Annotated in this window: 15 protein-coding genes and 1 tRNA gene; 9 read left to right on the forward strand and 7 right to left on the reverse strand. The window is 56.4% G+C overall.

Annotation, left to right across the window (positions count from 1 at the left end; genetic code table 11):
- Positions 1–24: 24 nt before the first annotated feature.
- Complete coding sequence (rpmH, locus tag ACR0K9_RS13735) at positions 25–159, reverse strand: 50S ribosomal protein L34 (protein ID WP_005980833.1); 135 nt, start codon at positions 157–159, stop codon at positions 25–27.
- A gap of 296 nt (positions 160–455) precedes the next feature.
- Here rpmH and ACR0K9_RS13740 point away from each other — a divergent pair, with 296 nt between their 5' ends.
- The 5 genes from ACR0K9_RS13740 to ACR0K9_RS13760 all read left to right on the forward strand — a co-directional run bounded on the left by ACR0K9_RS13740 (position 456) and on the right by ACR0K9_RS13760 (position 5,023).
- Entirely contained in the window at positions 456–1,187 is a 732-nt protein-coding gene (locus ACR0K9_RS13740; RefSeq protein ID WP_480824195.1) for a TVP38/TMEM64 family protein, read from the forward strand.
- A gap of 3 nt (positions 1,188–1,190) precedes the next feature.
- Positions 1,191–2,609: a dihydrolipoyl dehydrogenase family protein gene (locus ACR0K9_RS13745; protein ID WP_480823961.1), complete on the forward strand. Its 1,419-nt coding sequence runs from the start codon at positions 1,191–1,193 to the stop codon at positions 2,607–2,609.
- Positions 2,610–2,627: 18 nt separating this feature from the next.
- On the forward strand, positions 2,628–4,010 hold the full coding sequence (locus ACR0K9_RS13750; protein WP_480823963.1) for an ATP-binding protein: 1,383 nt from the start codon (positions 2,628–2,630) through the stop codon (positions 4,008–4,010).
- Positions 4,011–4,073: 63 nt separating this feature from the next.
- A tRNA-Arg gene (locus ACR0K9_RS13755) sits at positions 4,074–4,150 on the forward strand.
- Between the two features lie 648 nt (positions 4,151–4,798).
- Entirely contained in the window at positions 4,799–5,023 is a 225-nt protein-coding gene (locus tag ACR0K9_RS13760; protein WP_480823965.1) for a hypothetical protein, read from the forward strand.
- A gap of 114 nt (positions 5,024–5,137) precedes the next feature.
- Here the strand turns inward: ACR0K9_RS13760 and ACR0K9_RS13765 are convergent, their stop codons facing one another.
- The 6 genes from ACR0K9_RS13765 to ACR0K9_RS13790 form a co-directional block, all read right to left on the reverse strand.
- Positions 5,138–5,947 carry an NAD-dependent epimerase/dehydratase family protein gene (locus ACR0K9_RS13765; RefSeq protein WP_480823967.1) on the reverse strand — a complete coding sequence of 270 codons (810 nt, stop codon included), beginning with the start codon at positions 5,945–5,947 and terminating at the stop codon, positions 5,138–5,140.
- A complete protein-coding gene (locus ACR0K9_RS13770; RefSeq protein WP_480823969.1) occupies positions 5,935–6,837 on the reverse strand; it encodes a hypothetical protein in 903 nt (300 codons plus the stop codon). The genes ACR0K9_RS13765 and ACR0K9_RS13770 overlap by 13 nt, the downstream gene beginning before the upstream one ends.
- Before the next feature lie 52 nt (positions 6,838–6,889).
- Complete coding sequence (locus tag ACR0K9_RS13775) at positions 6,890–7,885, reverse strand: substrate-binding domain-containing protein (protein WP_480823971.1); 996 nt, start codon at positions 7,883–7,885, stop codon at positions 6,890–6,892.
- A 56-nt stretch (positions 7,886–7,941) separates the two neighbouring features.
- Positions 7,942–8,928: an ABC transporter permease gene (locus ACR0K9_RS13780; RefSeq protein ID WP_480519512.1), complete on the reverse strand. Its 987-nt coding sequence runs from the start codon at positions 8,926–8,928 to the stop codon at positions 7,942–7,944.
- Positions 8,929–8,930: 2 nt separating this feature from the next.
- On the reverse strand, positions 8,931–10,496 hold the full coding sequence (locus tag ACR0K9_RS13785; protein WP_480823973.1) for a sugar ABC transporter ATP-binding protein: 1,566 nt from the start codon (positions 10,494–10,496) through the stop codon (positions 8,931–8,933).
- Between the two features lie 135 nt (positions 10,497–10,631).
- Positions 10,632–11,303 carry a GntR family transcriptional regulator gene (locus tag ACR0K9_RS13790; protein WP_170431691.1) on the reverse strand — a complete coding sequence of 224 codons (672 nt, stop codon included), beginning with the start codon at positions 11,301–11,303 and terminating at the stop codon, positions 10,632–10,634.
- A gap of 85 nt (positions 11,304–11,388) precedes the next feature.
- On the opposite strand from ACR0K9_RS13790, the gene ACR0K9_RS13795 reads away from it, so the two are divergent.
- The 4 genes from ACR0K9_RS13795 to ACR0K9_RS13810 all read left to right on the forward strand — a co-directional run bounded on the left by ACR0K9_RS13795 (position 11,389) and on the right by ACR0K9_RS13810 (position 15,946).
- Positions 11,389–12,279, forward strand: coding sequence for an SMP-30/gluconolactonase/LRE family protein (locus ACR0K9_RS13795; RefSeq protein WP_480823975.1), 891 nt, complete (start codon positions 11,389–11,391; stop codon positions 12,277–12,279).
- A gap of 26 nt (positions 12,280–12,305) precedes the next feature.
- Positions 12,306–13,340 (forward strand): sugar ABC transporter substrate-binding protein, encoded by a 1,035-nt coding sequence (locus ACR0K9_RS13800; protein WP_480823977.1) that lies wholly within the window; start codon positions 12,306–12,308, stop codon positions 13,338–13,340.
- A gap of 84 nt (positions 13,341–13,424) precedes the next feature.
- Complete coding sequence (locus ACR0K9_RS13805) at positions 13,425–14,948, forward strand: sugar ABC transporter ATP-binding protein (RefSeq protein WP_480823979.1); 1,524 nt, start codon at positions 13,425–13,427, stop codon at positions 14,946–14,948.
- Positions 14,945–15,946: an ABC transporter permease gene (locus ACR0K9_RS13810; RefSeq protein ID WP_108861951.1), complete on the forward strand. Its 1,002-nt coding sequence runs from the start codon at positions 14,945–14,947 to the stop codon at positions 15,944–15,946. The genes ACR0K9_RS13805 and ACR0K9_RS13810 overlap by 4 nt, the downstream gene beginning before the upstream one ends.

The raw sequence follows: 15,946 nt of genomic DNA on the forward strand, positions 1-15,946 counted from the left end.
TTCATAACCTGATCGGTGAGCGGTTTACGCGCTCAGCGACTTGCGGCCGCGTGCGCGGCGCGCGTTCAGGATCTTGCGGCCGGCTTTGGTGGCCATGCGCGCGCGGAAACCGTGGCGGCGTTTGCGAACCAGGTTCGAAGGCTGATAGGTGCGTTTCATCGCTCCGTCTCCAATCTATAGCGGTGGGTGCGGCGCGGATTCGCCTGGCCCTAGTGTTCGAAGCCCGTCCTCTACTGGGTAGCGGGGGGTAAGTCAAACCCCTAGGTGGGGGTTTTGGTGCCTTTTGCAACAATTCTGATACCGGCACCAGCAAAAGGTTTCAAAAAACAGGTTCGAGCCCCCGAAACCCTCACATTTCCTGCCATAAACATCAACGCCGCGTGAGGCCTCTGTTGCCCGACCCCGGGGCGTCGCATGTTGTAGGCAGAATGAAACGTACCAAACCGGACAACGTGATGAGTGACACGACTCAGACCGCGCGTGGCAGATTTGCGCGGCATATTCCATTGCTGGTGATTCTCACCGTTGCAGCGGTCGGGTTCTTCACCCTGGGCGATTACCTGACGTTCGAGACCCTGCGCGACAACCGCGAGGCGCTTTTGGCGTGGCGAGACGCCAACTACTGGGCCATGGCCGCCGCGTTTGTGGGGATCTACATCGTGATTGTCGCCTTTTCGCTGCCCGGTGCGGCTGTGGCCTCGATGACCGGTGGGTTCCTGTTTGGTCTGTTCGCCGGAACGGTGTTCAACGTAGTCGCTGCAACTATCGGCGCCTCTGCGATCTTTCTGGCCGCCCGTTGGGGGCTGGGCGAGTCGCTTACGGCGCGGCTGGAGGCCTCGGAAGGGACGGTCAAGAAACTGAAGGACGGGCTGCGTGAAAACGAAATCTCGGTCCTGTTCCTGCTACGTCTGGTGCCCGTCGTACCCTTCTTTGTGGCCAATCTGGTGCCTGCGCTGGTGGGGGTGAAGTTCCGCAACTTTCTGTTCACCACGGCGCTGGGCATCATCCCGGGTGGCATCGTCTATACCTGGATTGGCGTCGGGTTGGGCGGTGTGTTCGACCGGGGTGAGACCCCGGACGTCTCGCTTTTGTGGGAACCGTTTGTCATTGGTCCCATCATCGGCTTGTGTGTTCTGGCAGCGTTGCCGATTGTCATCAAATCCCTCCGTGGCCGAAAGGACGCCTGATCCATGCAGAAGTTGAAGACCGATATCCTGGTGATCGGTGCCGGGTCGGGCGGGCTGTCGGTGGCGGCCGGGGCCAGCCAGATGGGCGCGGATGTCGTCCTGCTGGAAGGGCACAAGATGGGCGGAGATTGCCTGAATTTCGGCTGTGTCCCCTCCAAGGCTCTGATCGCCAGCGGCAAGGCGGCCTATGGGCAATCACATGCGTCCGCCTTTGGCGTCGCGGATTTGGTGCCGCAGGTCGATTATGCCGCGGCCAAGGATCACGTCCATGACGTGATCGCGCAGATCGAGCCGATGGACAGTCAGGAACGTTTTGAGGGCTTTGGCGTCAAGGTGATCCGCGAATATGGCAGCTTTGTCTCGCCCACGCAGGTGCAGGCCGGGGATCACCTGATCACCGCCCGCCGCGTCGTGGTGGCCACGGGCTCGTCGCCTTTGGTGCCGCCTCTGCCCGGTTTGGAGCAGGTGCCGCATTACACCAATGAGACCATATTCGACCTGCGCGACAAACCCGAACATCTGCTGATCATCGGCGGGGGTCCCATCGGCATGGAAATGGCACAGGCGCATATCCGGCTTGGCTGCAAGGTCACGGTGATCGAAGGCATGAAGGCGCTGGGCAAGGATGACCCCGAGGCCGCCTCGGTTGTGTTGGACAGTTTGAAGGCCGAAGGCGTCGCAATCCATGAGAACGCCATGGTGGCCCAGATCCGGGGCAATGCGGGGGCCGTCGAGGTCGTCACCGAAAATGGCGAGATTTACTCCGGCTCTCACCTGTTGCTGGCGGTCGGGCGCAAGGCCAATATCGACCGGCTGAACCTGGAAGCGGCCGGAATCGACCGGACGCGCACCGGCATCAAGGTTGATGAGGCGCTGCGGACCTCCAACCGCAAGGTCTATGCCATCGGCGACGTCGCAGGCGGGCTGCAATTCACCCATGTTGCGGGATATCAGGCGGGGATTATCATCCGTTCGGCCCTGTTCGGTCTGCCGTCCAAGGCGAAAACAGCGCATATTCCCTGGGCCACTTATACCGACCCGGAACTGGCGCAAGTCGGCCTGCGCGAAACACAGGCGCGCGACGCGCACGGAGATGCGCTGGAAATCGCGCGCTTTGACTATCACCACAATGACCGCGCCATTTCCGAGCGCAAGACGAAGGGTTTCATTAAGGTGATGGTCGTAAAAGGCCGACCCGTGGGCGCGACAATCGTAGGGCATCAGGCCGGGGAACTGATCAACTTGTGGTCGCTGGCTCTGGCCAATAACCTCAAAATGGGCCAGATCGCCGCGATGGTTTCGCCCTATCCGACGATTGGAGAGCTTAACAAACGCGTGGCGGGCGCCTATTTCTCGCCAAGGCTGTTTGAGAATCAGACGGTTAAACGAGTGGTCAGGTTCGTCCAGCGCTGGATTCCCTGACCCGAGGAGGAGCGCAAAGTGAACTCGCTGTCGGGCCGATTTCTGATCCTGACGACGGTCTTCGTCATGTTGGCCGAAGTGCTGATCTTTGTGCCCTCGATCGCGCGTTTCCGCGAAGATTTCCTGCTGAACCGGCTGGAACGCGCCCAGATCGCTTCGCTTGCCTTGCTGGCCGATGACATGCTCGCCGATGATCTCGAGGCAGAGCTGCTCGCCAATGCCGGTGTCTACAACGTTGTATTGCGGCGCGATGAAGTGCGCCAGCTCATGCTGTCGTCGCCCATACCCGAACAGATCACCAATACCTATGACCTGCGCGGCGCGGGGGCCTGGGTTCTGATCCGCGATGCAACGACCCGCCTGTTTACCCCTGAAAACGAAGTGATCCGGGTGATGGGCGAGCCGGTCAAGGATGCAGGCCTGCTGATCGAAGTGACGATGGACAGCGAACCTCTGCGTATGGCCATGACGGATTACGGTTTGCGTATTCTGGGCCTGTCCTTTGTGATCTCGATCATTACGGCGTCTTTCCTGTTTCTGGCGGTGCGCGTGGTGCTGGTGCGCCCAATCAAAAGCGTCGTGGGCTACATGCAGCGCTATGCCAGCGCGCCTGAGGATGCGCGGGGCATCATCTCGCCCAACTCCAAGGTGACCGAACTGCGCGAGGCTGAAGAGGCGTTGCAGACACTTCAGACCGATCTGACGCAGGCCCTGAAACAACGCGAACGGCTGGCTCAGCTAGGAGGGGCCGTCGCCAAAGTCAGTCACGATCTGCGTAACATTCTGACCTCGGCCCAGTTGTTTACTGACCGGATCGAATCCAGCGACGATCCGCTGGTGGCACGTTTGGCACCCAAGCTGGTCAATTCGATCACGCGCGCGGTGTCGCTGTGTGAAAGCACTCTGGCGTTCGGACGCGCCGAAGAACCGGCGCCAACCCTGACCATGGTGCCCCTGCATAATATCGCCGCCGATGTTGTCGCCAGCGAGCAGCTTGCGATTGCCGATGCCTGCGTCGAAATCGTCAATGACGTTCCCAAGGACCTTGTGGTCCGCGCTGACCCTGAACAGATGTTCCGCGTTATCATGAACCTCGTGCGCAACGCCCGGCAGGCGCTTGTCGCCGCAGGCAAGCCGGGCCGCATCGCGGTGACGGCGTCGGAACTGGAGACTGATTGGTGCATCGAGATCAGCGATACCGGTCCCGGACTACCCCCTAAGGCGCGCGAGAATCTGTTTACCCCGTTTCAGGGCGGTGTGCGCAAAGGCGGCTCGGGCCTTGGCCTTGCGATTTCGCAGGAACTGGTGCGCGGTCACGGAGGTGATCTGTTTTTGAAAGACACCGGACCGGCTGGAACCACCTTTGAAATAAGGCTTCCCCGGGGTGACATGAATTTTTAATTTTTTTTGCAGAATCCGCTTGCACGCGCCCAGCCCCGGGTCTAAACAGCGCCTCACCAACGCGGACCGATAGCTCAGCTGGATAGAGTACTTGACTACGAATCAAGGGGTCGGGGGTTCGAATCCTCCTCGGTCCGCCACTTGCTCCCCTAAGTCATTGTTAACAAACAAAATGACGGATCAAGTTGCGTTTTACCCGCCAACATACTGCCAATACCAATAGCGCTTAAAATTCACTCTTGAGCGCATTCCAAACGATCCAAGCCGCTTTGCGCTGATTCACGTAGAGAGCATTAGAACAATGCGGTGAACAGTATTTGGTGCCATTTCGTTTCTCTATGGCAATCGGGCCGCCACAATGGACACATGTCCGTCCTTTCTTCGCTTCGTGCCTAACGCGCTTTGCCCACCGTTTATGAGAGGCTCGGTTTGAGCATTTTGGCGAACAGTACTTGGTTCCCGCTATTTTCTGCGGAGATATTGAGCCACCGCAATCAGCACATTTTCGACCTTGGTTTTTCTCCCACCGGGCGATTTGCTCAAGCCTGGTCAATTCCTTTCGGCGGCACCGTCCAGAGCAGTACTTCGCTGTAACGCGCATATGCTCGATACTGGCCCCACAAAAGGCACATGAGTCTCCGGGTAGGTCATCTAGGTTCACAGCGTTGTCCTTTCAAATGTGACTGCACTCGAAGAGTGTCGTCTTTGCGCTGGTGATTACGACGCGTGTGCGCAACACCCACGCACCTATCTGAGCAATAGGCGCGGCGTTCCTCGGGCAAAGGTCGATGGCAGATCACGCAGCGGGTACGCTGTACAAATCGTTCTTCAACTATCCGCTGTCCTTCATCCCAACTCGGCCGTTTTGCGCCCGCAAGAGCCAACGCATAGCTTACAACCTCGACTGCAACGTCATTGGCGGATACCCACGCCCAGCCCTGAAGAACCAAGGCGCGACGCAGTTCATGCCTCAGGTTCGCCTCGTGAGCAAAGAGGGTACAGGCTCGACCTGATCGCCATTCTGCAGTCATAAATGCCGAAAACCGCTTGCTCAGATCGTCGAAACGTTGTTTGGCAAGTTTCCCTCTGGCTGCATCGCGCAGGCGGCGATTGCGCCTTCTTGTACTCTACCAATCCGGGAAACGTGTCGCGAAAAAGCTGGGGAGTCGGACTGTAAACAGCCGCTGCAGCATGGATCTCAAGGAAATGCCCAATGTTATTTTTGCGGGGCTTCCATCCTCTGGAGAGTAGCCAATCGTTTGTCGTGTTTCGGTGATATCCCAGCGCATACCTGGGTTATCTGACATTAGGTTTAGGGCTGCGAAGGAAATATCCTTGGCATCTATTGCGGCGCGCATTCCGCTTAGAAAGTCCCGATCACTCAACCACATTTCCTGACCCCACCGGCCCATCGCCATGTGTGTGCCGGGTTGGTTGCCGTGAGTCCATTGCGTCCAGCCGATGCGCAAGCAGATGACCGATAGTCCGTGATGCTCGGCGAAGTAGGCCCCTGTCCGTTCACAGAATAACTTTGACATGCCATAGGCGTTTACTGGCCCTGGTGGTGTCGCGCTGTTGAGCACCTGATGCGTGAACCTTTTGTCGCCGTGAACCCAGTTGGAGCTGGCAAGAACCACGCGCCTGACGCCCATGGCTGCCGCATGGTGATAGAGAGAAAGCGTTGCATCCATATTGTGTTTGATCGCGGAGGCCCAAGTGGCGGAGGGCTCTCGGTCACCAGCTAGATGCACGATAACGTCCACTCCCTTTAGCAAACTGACCCAACTGCTGTCGTCGGACAGGTCTGCGGTGTGAATGTCGGGATGATCAACGGGGCGAATGTCGATGCCAGAAACGGTGTAGTCGGGGTCGCTTTCTAGCGCGTCAAAAAGTTTGCGGCCGAGATGCCCACCAGCGCCTGTAATCAGGACATGCATGACAGGAATTCCTTGTTGTTTGCGAGTCCCAATGGCATTTGGGATGCATCTTCCTCCGCCAAGACGCGGAACGTCTGCCGAAAATTCAGCGTCTCATTCGGTGCGAGGTTGCGTACCGGGGAGTGCCACTCCGCTTCGCAATAGGCGTAATCGCCCGAGTTAAAGACCTCAAACGGATAGTCGTGTGCAAATTGATCGCCCTGTTGAGGTTCTGGTACTGAACACATCAGCAGAGGGCCATCAGCGCCGCACCGCGCCACTGTACGTCCGTTTGGGTTCGGTAGCCCGACCTTGAATTCCTGCTGTCTGTTGCAATCCACGACAATGCTTTTGCCGTGCGTAGCTATCATCCCTTCGGAAGAGCCAAAAACAGGATAAAACGCGGGGTCTTCCAACCCGACACCGATCTTGGCAGGGGTGTTAAGCATCATGACTGACCAAATGCCGGTGAGGCGAGAGGAGGTCCCATGGTTGACCACGATGTGTTCTATTTCCCAGGTTTCCGCCGAGGTCAGCGTGATGCGGCGCGACACTGACAAGTGCGAGGTCGGGCATACTGCGCTGGTCATGTCGATACGAGTGCTGCTTCTTGAAGTGATCTGGTAAGAGCCGCTGTCCAACACGGGAAACGGAGCGCCGTTTACCCAGGATGCATCTGGGGCGATCCACGTCTTCTCTCCGCCCCAGAGCGGAAAACCAAATTGTGGAGAGCGTGTGGGCAGATCAGTAAGCCGTGTGTCATCGACATCCAAACCGTCGAGATCTGCGTTCTGAAATAGGAGGGAGCGACCTTGGAAGTATATATCCCATAGGCGGCCCCCGATGCCGGGCAGGAGTGTCAGTTGCAGATCGTTTTGCTGCAGGTGAAGAACGCTCCATCTGTCCGACATGTACCCCCTCCTATCGGGTTCCCGGCGCGATCGAATGCGCCGGGACAATCGCTTAGGTGTGTTTGAACTGGACGACGTTTTCGGCCGTAATCGGCATAACCCCGGTCTCAACGCGCTCCGGCAACGGGTTGATGCCAGCCGCCTTCCAATCGGGCAAGACCTTCAGCGCGTCTGTGTTCTGCCAATGCATCATGTGGAAGGCGAGAAAGATCTCAAGATAGGATTTCTGAGCCACAGCGCCGTGAATTGTGCCGTCTTCGATATAGGGAAGCATATCATCATTTCGGTCCATCGCGACGATCTTGATGTCCTTGCGTCCTGCCTCATTGACGGCAATTGCCGCGCCTTTGCCGCTGTCGCCGTCCGTGCCGCCAATGCCAACAATATCCGGGTTCGCCTGAATTGCCTGAAGGTAGGCTGTCGGCGCATAGGACGGGTCGGCCTTATCGTTGACGACGTCGACGACCTCGATATCTGGGTATTTCTCAGCAAAGATTTGTTTGTACCCCTCGACCCGCTCCAATGTGGAGGGGGCAGGGAAAGTGCCGAGGATAACCTTGCCTTTCCCGCCAATCGCTTGCGCGAGCATTTCACCGCCGACACGTCCTGCCTGAACGCCGTTGATACCAAGGAATGTGGACCGGGGACTGTCGGGAATATCGCCAATACAACATGTGACCGGAATGCCCGCGTCGACCGCACGTTCGACGCCGGGAGCCAGAGTGGCCGGATCACCGGGGAAGATAAGGATGCCTGCGGGACGTCTTGCGATCAGTTCATCCAATTGGCGTGCTTGTGCGGCCGTGTCGAAATCCAACGGGCCGGTGAATGTGGCCTTGATGCCCATCAGTTCCTCAAGGTCTTCCATTGCATTTCGATAGTCCACCCAGAACGGCACCTGCGTGACGATGGACAGGAACACATACTCCTTGCCGGCCGCTTGCGCCATGGCTTCTTTGGACAGCATGGGCAGTCCGAACGCTGCGGCCAATCCAGCGGTGGTGCCCGCTGTCAGCAGCCTGCGCCGATTCACGTTCAATTCAGTCATCGTAGTCTCCCTGTTTTGGATCTTTGGTTGTTGTTAAGTTTTGGAAAGCTTCGGGATTAGCCCCGTTTACTTCGGATCAGCATGTCCAAGGCGACCGCTGTAACGAGTACACCGCCGATGACGATCATCTGCCAGTAGATCGATACAGCCAGCATCGTCATAGTGTTGTTGATCAACGCAACGAAAACGACGCCGAGGAAAGCACCAAGAATAGTACCTTCGCCGCCGCGTAGAGATGCGCCACCGATGACAGCCGCTGCCAGAACCTGAAGTTCGATACCGTTTCCTGCCGTGGGCGTGCCGCTCATCAGGCGGGAGGCCAGCAATACACCCGCCAAAGCAGCCAGAATACCGGTCAGTGCGTACAGAATGATACGCACGCGTGTGACATGGATGCCTGACAACATCGCGGCCTTTTCATTGGCGCCGATGAAATAGACCTGACGGAAAAAGCGCGTATGGCGGACGGCCAGGTCAAACAGAACGACGAGCAGAATGGTGAACAAGACGATTACCGGAAAGCCGCCTATTTCAGCTTTGCCGATCCAGGCAAATGATGCCGGCAGGCTTGAGACAGAAAAACCTTCGGTCAGGACAAGAGCGATGCCTCGCGCGATCGACATCGTGCCGAGGGTCGCGATAAGCGGATTGATCCCGAGGCCGGTCACGAGCAAACCGTTCACTACCCCGACAATTCCACCCAACACTAATCCGCATACCACAGCGAGCGGAATTGGCATGCCAGTCAAAAGCAGCATGGCTACGACGGTAGAAGACAAAGCCATAACCGATCCAACGGAAAGATCGAACCCGCCGGATGCAAGTAGGATCGCCATACCGATCACGATGATCGCGGTGGGGGCCATGCCCACGGCCACGGCTCGAAAGTTCGAGAAGCTGAGGAAATAGGGATTAACGTTGGACATCACGATGATGATGGCGGCGATCAGAACGATCAGCGTCAGTTCACGAATGTCGACAAAGGCTTGCAAGACTCGGCGCAGCAGGGGACGCTTCATCGGCAAGTTGGCTTGAGCGGTCATAGTCACGTCGCGACTCCTGATTGATTGGTTTGGGGTGCGTCCACAATTGGAACGGAATTTCCGGCGGCCATTTGAAGAAGCGTGGTTTCGGTTGCCTCGGCGGCTGCGATATTTCCCATGAGGCGACCGTCGTGGACGACAAGGATGCGGGTCGAGAGAGAGACAAGTTCGGGAAAATCGGATGACACGACGAGGATGGCCATTCCCTCGGCTGCGCGACGCAAAAGTTCCGTGTGGATTTGGAATTTGGCTCCGACATCGACCCCTTTTGTGGGCTCCTCAATGATCAGAAGAGCTGGCGTGCGTTTAAGCCACTTGGCCAACATGATCTTTTGCTGATTGCCCCCTGACAGATCACCAACAAGTTCGTTTATCCCACTGGTTTTAACACTGAAGGCGTCAATGGCTGTTTGGCTGGCTGCTTTGATCGAGCCTGAACGCATGAACCCTGCAGACGCATGATCGGACAGACTGGCCGCGATCAGGTTGTCACTGAGAGTTTGTTCCAGAAATAGGCCTTCAGTCTTGCGTTCCTCGGGAACAAACCCGACCCCAGCACGCATCGCTTGCCGCAAGGACGCAAAGTTAACAGGCTTGCCGTGAAGTCTGATCTCCCCGGTCGCGCCATGCATCAGCCCGACAATCGATCGAACAATCTCGCTGCGGCGAGCGCCCATCAACCCGGCCATGCCTACAATCTCTCCTGCCTTTATGGAGAAAGAAATGTCTTCGAATTCACCTGGATAGGCTAGGTCTTGGACATGCAAAACATCTTCGCCGCTAACCTTACCTGACCGCGTGACATCACCGGGGTGAGCGCCGCCGATCATCTCGGCAACGACTTGTTCCTGAGAGGTTTCCGAAACCGGCAAAGTGCTGATGTGGCGCCCGTCTCGTAGAACTGTAATGCGATCCGAGATCTGGAATATCTCGGCCATATGGTGGCTGACATAGACGATGCCAATCCCTTTTTTTGTCAGGGATTTTAGGACGTCGAACAGTGCGTCTACTTCGTCGGGTGCCAATGCCGATGTCGGTTCATCCAGCAAAAGGACGCGTGAATTCAGTGATAGCGCCTTAGCGATTTCAACAATCTGGCGGGAGCTGATCGGCAAGTTTTCCACGGGTGTAGAGACGTCGATATCCAGACCGAATTCCGCCAGCAACGCCTCCGCTCGGCGGCGCAGCTTGGGCCAGTCCACTACGCCAAATCGGGTGGGCACGCGGCCCGCGTAGATGTTCTCCGCAACAGAGAGAGCGCCAGCAAGGCTGAGTTCCTGAAAAACACAGCCAATGCCCAGGGATTGCGCGTGCGACGGGCTTTCCACCCGCTGTTCCTTGCCGTCGCACAGGATACGCCCAGCTGAAGGTTGGTGAAGCCCATAAAACAGGCCGAGACAGGTGGATTTTCCGGCGCCGTTTTCACCACAAAGCGCGTGAACTTCGCCGGGCCTCAATTCAAAGTCGACACCGTCCAACACAATGTTCGTCCCGAAGCTTTTGCCAACCCGATCCAGCTGGATCAGTGGCTGTGGCCCCGGTGAGTCAGGCTTCATTATTGGCGTCATGCAAGTCTCCTCCCGCCTTTTGATTGGCATCTGATATCTCAGATGTCAACTGAAAAAGAAAAGACCGGGAGGTGCCCAAAAGGAAGGGGCGGCGCCGTTTTGGCCCGCCCCCGTCACAACGAAGCTACGTTTTTGCTAGGATGCGGTCGCTCCTTCGAGGACGATGGCGGCGCTTTTGTAGGCTTGTCTGGTGCGGTCAATATGCGCAGTGAGAAGAGATTTGATTTTGGCCATGTCGCCTTCGCGAACGGCAATGGCGATTTTCGAATGCTCATCGAAGGAAAGCTCAGTATGCTGTGGCAGCTTCGCCAAATGGGTCCGCAATGCGGCAATCTTACCGATGTAGCGTGTGTAGCTGGCCGTCAGGTAATCGTTACCTGCATGTTCAAAAATCAACTGATGAAATGTGGTATCCAGTGAAAGGTAGCCCTTTTCATTACCTCGCCTGCGTTCCTTCTCCATGTCCTTCACGACACGCTGCATGTCGCTGGCAAGACCTTCCGGGTTCCGCAACAACGCAAGTTCAAAGGCGGCAGTCTCGATAGCCTGTCTGAAATCGCAGATCTGAGTCACTTCCGGCTCAGACAGCGAAAAAACGCGTGCGCCTTTTTGAGGCTCGATACTGACCAACCCTTCGTCACGTAATTGAGCGAGTGCTTCGCGGACTGGCGATTTCGATACGCCCAGCTCTTCGGAGATTTTTCGCTCCGACAAAACCTGACCCATTTTCAGGGAGCCATCGATAATACTATTCCGCAAATGTTCCAGTGCGAGTTCACGCAAAGACTTGGGTCTCTCAAGCGCCATCTGAGGATATCTCCAAAAAAAGGTGTTGCCAGATGCAAGATATCTGATACACCAGATTAGGCAAGCTGGTATATCAGATATCAGAATGTACTTAGGAGATCAAAAAGTGCGCGCAGAGTTGGTCGTCGATTGTAAGAACCAGCACGGGGAAGGGATTTTCTGGAATCCCGCCGATGGTCTTGTCTGGTGGACCGACATTGAAGGCTGTGCGCTTTGGTCATTTGATGCTGCAACGTCAGAAACTGCCTCTCGTGAGATGCCGGAGCGTGTGTGTTGCTTCGCGCCGCGCGCGTCTGGCGGTCTGATTGTTGCTTATGCTGATCGAGTTGTCTTGTTCGATTCGCCCAATAGCGAGGAAACCCTCGTGGCACGATTCGAGCCGAACAATCCGGAGACACGGCTGAACGACGGGCGAACCGATCGCCAGGGGCGATTGATTGTTGGAGGCATGAACGAAGTTTCTGGTAAGGCCGATTCGTCAGTCATCCTCGTCGATAAAGACTTGAGTGTGCGGACGATTATCGAAGGAGTGTCTTGCGCCAATTCGACTTGCTTTACATCCGACGGTGAGACGATGTTCTTCGCGGATACTCCGGATCGGGAAATCGTCGCATTTGATTACGACACCCGCAGTGGAACCGTTTCGAACCGTCGGCGGCACGCTTCTTTCAATGATGAGCCCGGCTTGCCTGATGGGTCCTGTGTCGATGCCGAAGGGGGCGTCTGGAACGCCGAATGGGAAGGCCATCGCGTTGTTCGCGTCGCACCTGATGGCACGATAGATCGCGTGATCGAGGTGCCGGTCTGGAAGCCCACCTGTTGCGCTTTCGGTGGCCCTGATCTCGACACGCTGTTCATCACGACCTCAAGGCTGATGAGTGACGAAGCAGCTTTAACAAAAGAACCGGAATCCGGCGGCCTCTTTGCTGTGAAACCCGGCGTTCGTGGCGTGATCGACGCGCCATTCAAAGGATAACCAACGAAATTCTGGAGGAGAAAACTATGTTGAAAACGCTTATGACCACTACGCTTGCCGCGGGGTTCGCCACGCTGGCAGCGGTCGCTCTGGCGGAAAATTATCCAACACCGGTTCCACTTGAGGACGGGGCACAAGCGCCAATCGATGCAATAGAACCCAAGAACGATACGTTCCGGATCGCGTATATGCCGCCGGCGACCGAGTTCAACTACTACATCGCCATCGGTGAAGGCATCAAAGCGGTTGCTGCTGAGGCCGGGGTCGAAGTCTTCATGCTTGCGCCCCAGTCCGGTGCGGACATCAACGGCCAAATGGGAATGATCCAGGATGTGCTGACGCAGGATGTGGATGCAATCATCTTTGGGACACACGATGAATTTGCTGCCGCACCACTGCTGAAGCAGGCCGTCGACAAGGGCATGGCAGTTCTGATGATCAACTCGGACATTCCGAACTTCCCGACACCCATTCATGGCGTTGTCGGGTACTCTCAGCGCAACGGCACGCATGCTATCGCTGACTGGGCCATTGAGACTTATGGCGATAAACCGTTGAAGGTCGGCATTATCGAAGGGCAGCCTGGCTATCACTCAACCGAGCGTGTGGGTGGCTTCCTCGACGGTATCGAGGGCAACGAAAACTTTGACGTTGTGGTGTCTATTGACGGAAAATGGAACGTTGAGGGCGGCAACACTGCTGGTATGGATATCCTGCAGTCGAACCCTGATCTGGACATGATCTTTGCGGCGAACGACTACATGATCATTGGAGCGTCCTTCGCGGCTAAGGCACTCGGTCGCAATGACATCGTCCTTTTGGGCAATGATGGCGACACGTCCGGCCTTGAAGAAATTGCGGCTGGCAACATCACGGCAACCGTCAACACCTCACCATTCCTGATGGGTAAGGCGGCTATGCACGCAACCATTGATGCGCTCAACGGGTCCTATCCCGGCGGCTGGATCGAAACGCCCACATCAATTGAAGACAAAGATGGTGCGATCAGCGTGCTGCAAGAGCCGGAAAAGCTCTTCCCGCAGCCGTCCAAAGAGTACTGAGCTTTCTCCCCGCTTCCCGGTGGCGCGTGCGCGTGCTGCCGGGTCGCAACTCAACCGAGTTTCGCTTTTAACGAGGCAATCGTAATGACACCCGCAACGCCCCTTTGGGAGTTTGTCGATATTACCAAGGCCTATCCTGGGGTTTTGGCGAATGACAAGGTCTGCATCCGGCTTATGCCCGGTTCCATTCATGGGCTGCTGGGTGAAAATGGCTGTGGCAAATCGACTATGATCAAGACACTGTCCGGCGTGCAGCAACCCGATAGCGGTCAAATCCTGCACAATGGCAAGCCGGTCACGATCAGCGATCCGCAGGCGGCACGTGAACTTGGCGTCGCAACAGTTTTTCAGGAATTCTCGATCGTGCCCACCTTGTCGGTTGGCGAAAACATCTTCCTTGGCAATATGCCTCGGTCCCGCTTTGGCGTGATCGACTGGGCCAAGGTCCACAACGAAGCCGCTCGGGTTCTGGCTGAAATGGATGTCGATGTTTCACCCGAGACCATAACCGGCTCGCTATCGGTAGGCGAGCAACAACTGGTCGAGATCGCGAAAGCCGTCGCGATGGACGCCCGCATGATCATCCTGGATGAGCCAACGGCGGCATTGGGTGAAGATGAAATTGAACGCCTGCACCAGTTACTGCGCAATATGCGTGAACGCGGAACCGCTATTCTCTATGTGTCGCACAGGCTGGATGAGGTTGAACGGATCGTTGATGAAGTGACGATCTTGCGCAACGGCTGTGTTGTGCGAGCGAGTGGCGAGACCAAGATCAACGTCTCGGAGATTGTCAGCGCAATGGTCGGTGAGGACATTGGTGAGCACTATCCCAAGGAGCAGAACGCGACCAAGGATGTTGTGCTGGAAGCGGCAGGTCTGGGCACCAATTCGGGCGTGAAAGATGTATCGTTTTCATTACACCAGGGTGAAGTTCTGGGCTTGGGTGGCGTATTGGGCAGTGGCCGCACGGAGATCGCTCGTGCCCTGTTCGGAACAGACGAGCTAACAGGCGGACAGATAACACTAAATGGCAAACCGGTTCGCTTTCGTCGGGAAATTGATGCGATCCGTGCGGGCTTGGCTCTTGTCCCAGAGAATCGAAAGTTTGACGGGTTGTTCTTCAATTTCCGCGCAAGCGGGAACGTCACCGCAGCGTCCCTTGGCGGGCTAAGCCGGTTCGGCGTGTTGAATCTTAAGGCGGAAGAACAAGCTACCCATGACCTGATCCGCGATCTGGAAATCTCAACCCAGGCTGAGGAAAAGACGGTCAACTTTTTGTCTGGTGGCAATCAGCAGAAGATTGTTATTGCGCGTTGGCTGTTCTCAGCCTCGGACATTCTGATCCTTGATGAGCCGACGCAGGGGATCGATATCGGCGCGAAAATCGCTGTTTACAAGCTGATTAACAGGCTCACGCGGGCGGGAAAATCGATCATTCTGATCAGTTCAGACCATGATGAGTTGCTTGCGATGAGCGATCGGATTGCCGTCGTGCAGCACGGAACGATCGTGCGCACGGTCGATGCATCCGACCTTACTCATGACGACCTTGTGCGCGCGTCCGCCGACACTCCTCAATCCAAGCCTAAGGAGGCTTTCGCATGAAGCGGATCTTTGACACCCAGTTGATCGGACCATTTGCAGCAATGGTGATCGTCGCACTGATCGTGGCCCTTACGACGGAACGCTTCCTGAACCCGGGTAACCTTTCAAACCTGTCCCTACAGGTAAGCATCGTGGCCTTGATCGCAATCGGGTCTACTATCGTGATCTTCGCTGCGGGCATAGATCTGAGTTCCGGGTCTATGGTGGCTTTGCTGACCATGATCCTTGCGCAAATGTTGAAATTTGTCGGCATTCCACTGGTTCTGGCGCTGCCCCTCATACTCTTCATGGGCGGATTGCTTGGTCTGTTCATTGGGCTGATAACAGCCTACGGGCGTATCCCGTCTTTCATCACAACATTGGCGGCGTTGATTGCCTTCAGGGGCCTTGCGCTGACTTTCAACAATGGATCGCCGATCTTTTCGCTGGATCCGGCGCTGGAGCCAATATTTTACGGCAAGCTGTTCGGCGTTCCGATGCCTTTCTTCTACCTCGTGTTCTTCTACGTCCTTGCTGCGTTCACCATGAACTTCACGAAACTTGGGCGTGAGATCTATGCCGTGGGTGGTAACCCAGCCGCTGCCGTTCTGACGGGTATCAACGTACGTAAAGTTCAGACGACGACATTTGTCATCGCTGGTTTCATGACGGCTGTTGGTGCGATCCTGATGTCAGCGCGCCTCAACTCTGGTTCGCCCAACTATGGCCAGACGTTGGAACTGCAGGCCATTGCCGCTGCTGTTGTCGGCGGAGCCAGCCTTGCAGGCGGTCGTGGCAACATCCTCGCCACGCTGATGGGGGCGATGACAATCGTTATCGTCCAGAATGGTTTGAACCTGAACGCTGCGCCATCTTCGGTTCAGAACATCGTGTTGGGCCTGATCATTCTGTTGGCCGTCGGCATAGACATGTGGCGTGCAGAGATTTCGGGCTTGATGGGTCGAATGTTCGGCCGCACTTCATCGCAGCAGTCGTCTAACGTAAAGAAGGAGGCCTGA

The organism is Ruegeria sp. L12, from assembly GCF_056531745.1.

Bases quoted from the DNA above. Each gene is read 5' to 3' on its own strand.
- ACR0K9_RS13760 (WP_480823965.1), top strand. From the start codon at position 4,799: ATGGCAGATCACGCAGCGGGTACGCTGTACAAATCGTTCTTCAACTAT.
- ACR0K9_RS13770 (WP_480823969.1), bottom strand. From the start codon at position 6,837: ATGTCGGACAGATGGAGCGTTCTTCACCTGCAGCAAAACGATCTGCAA.
- ACR0K9_RS13745 (WP_480823961.1), top strand. From the start codon at position 1,191: ATGCAGAAGTTGAAGACCGATATCCTGGTGATCGGTGCCGGGTCGGGC.
- ACR0K9_RS13775 (WP_480823971.1), bottom strand. From the start codon at position 7,885: ATGACTGAATTGAACGTGAATCGGCGCAGGCTGCTGACAGCGGGCACC.
- ACR0K9_RS13780 (WP_480519512.1), bottom strand. From the start codon at position 8,928: ATGACCGCTCAAGCCAACTTGCCGATGAAGCGTCCCCTGCTGCGCCGA.
- ACR0K9_RS13785 (WP_480823973.1), bottom strand. From the start codon at position 10,496: ATGACGCCAATAATGAAGCCTGACTCACCGGGGCCACAGCCACTGATC.
- ACR0K9_RS13800 (WP_480823977.1), top strand. From the start codon at position 12,306: ATGTTGAAAACGCTTATGACCACTACGCTTGCCGCGGGGTTCGCCACG.
- ACR0K9_RS13795 (WP_480823975.1), top strand. From the start codon at position 11,389: ATGTACTTAGGAGATCAAAAAGTGCGCGCAGAGTTGGTCGTCGATTGT.
- rpmH (WP_005980833.1), bottom strand. From the start codon at position 159: ATGAAACGCACCTATCAGCCTTCGAACCTGGTTCGCAAACGCCGCCAC.
- ACR0K9_RS13765 (WP_480823967.1), bottom strand. From the start codon at position 5,947: ATGCATGTCCTGATTACAGGCGCTGGTGGGCATCTCGGCCGCAAACTT.
- ACR0K9_RS13740 (WP_480824195.1), top strand. From the start codon at position 456: ATGAGTGACACGACTCAGACCGCGCGTGGCAGATTTGCGCGGCATATT.
- ACR0K9_RS13790 (WP_170431691.1), bottom strand. From the start codon at position 11,303: ATGGCGCTTGAGAGACCCAAGTCTTTGCGTGAACTCGCACTGGAACAT.
- ACR0K9_RS13805 (WP_480823979.1), top strand. From the start codon at position 13,425: ATGACACCCGCAACGCCCCTTTGGGAGTTTGTCGATATTACCAAGGCC.
- ACR0K9_RS13810 (WP_108861951.1), top strand. From the start codon at position 14,945: ATGAAGCGGATCTTTGACACCCAGTTGATCGGACCATTTGCAGCAATG.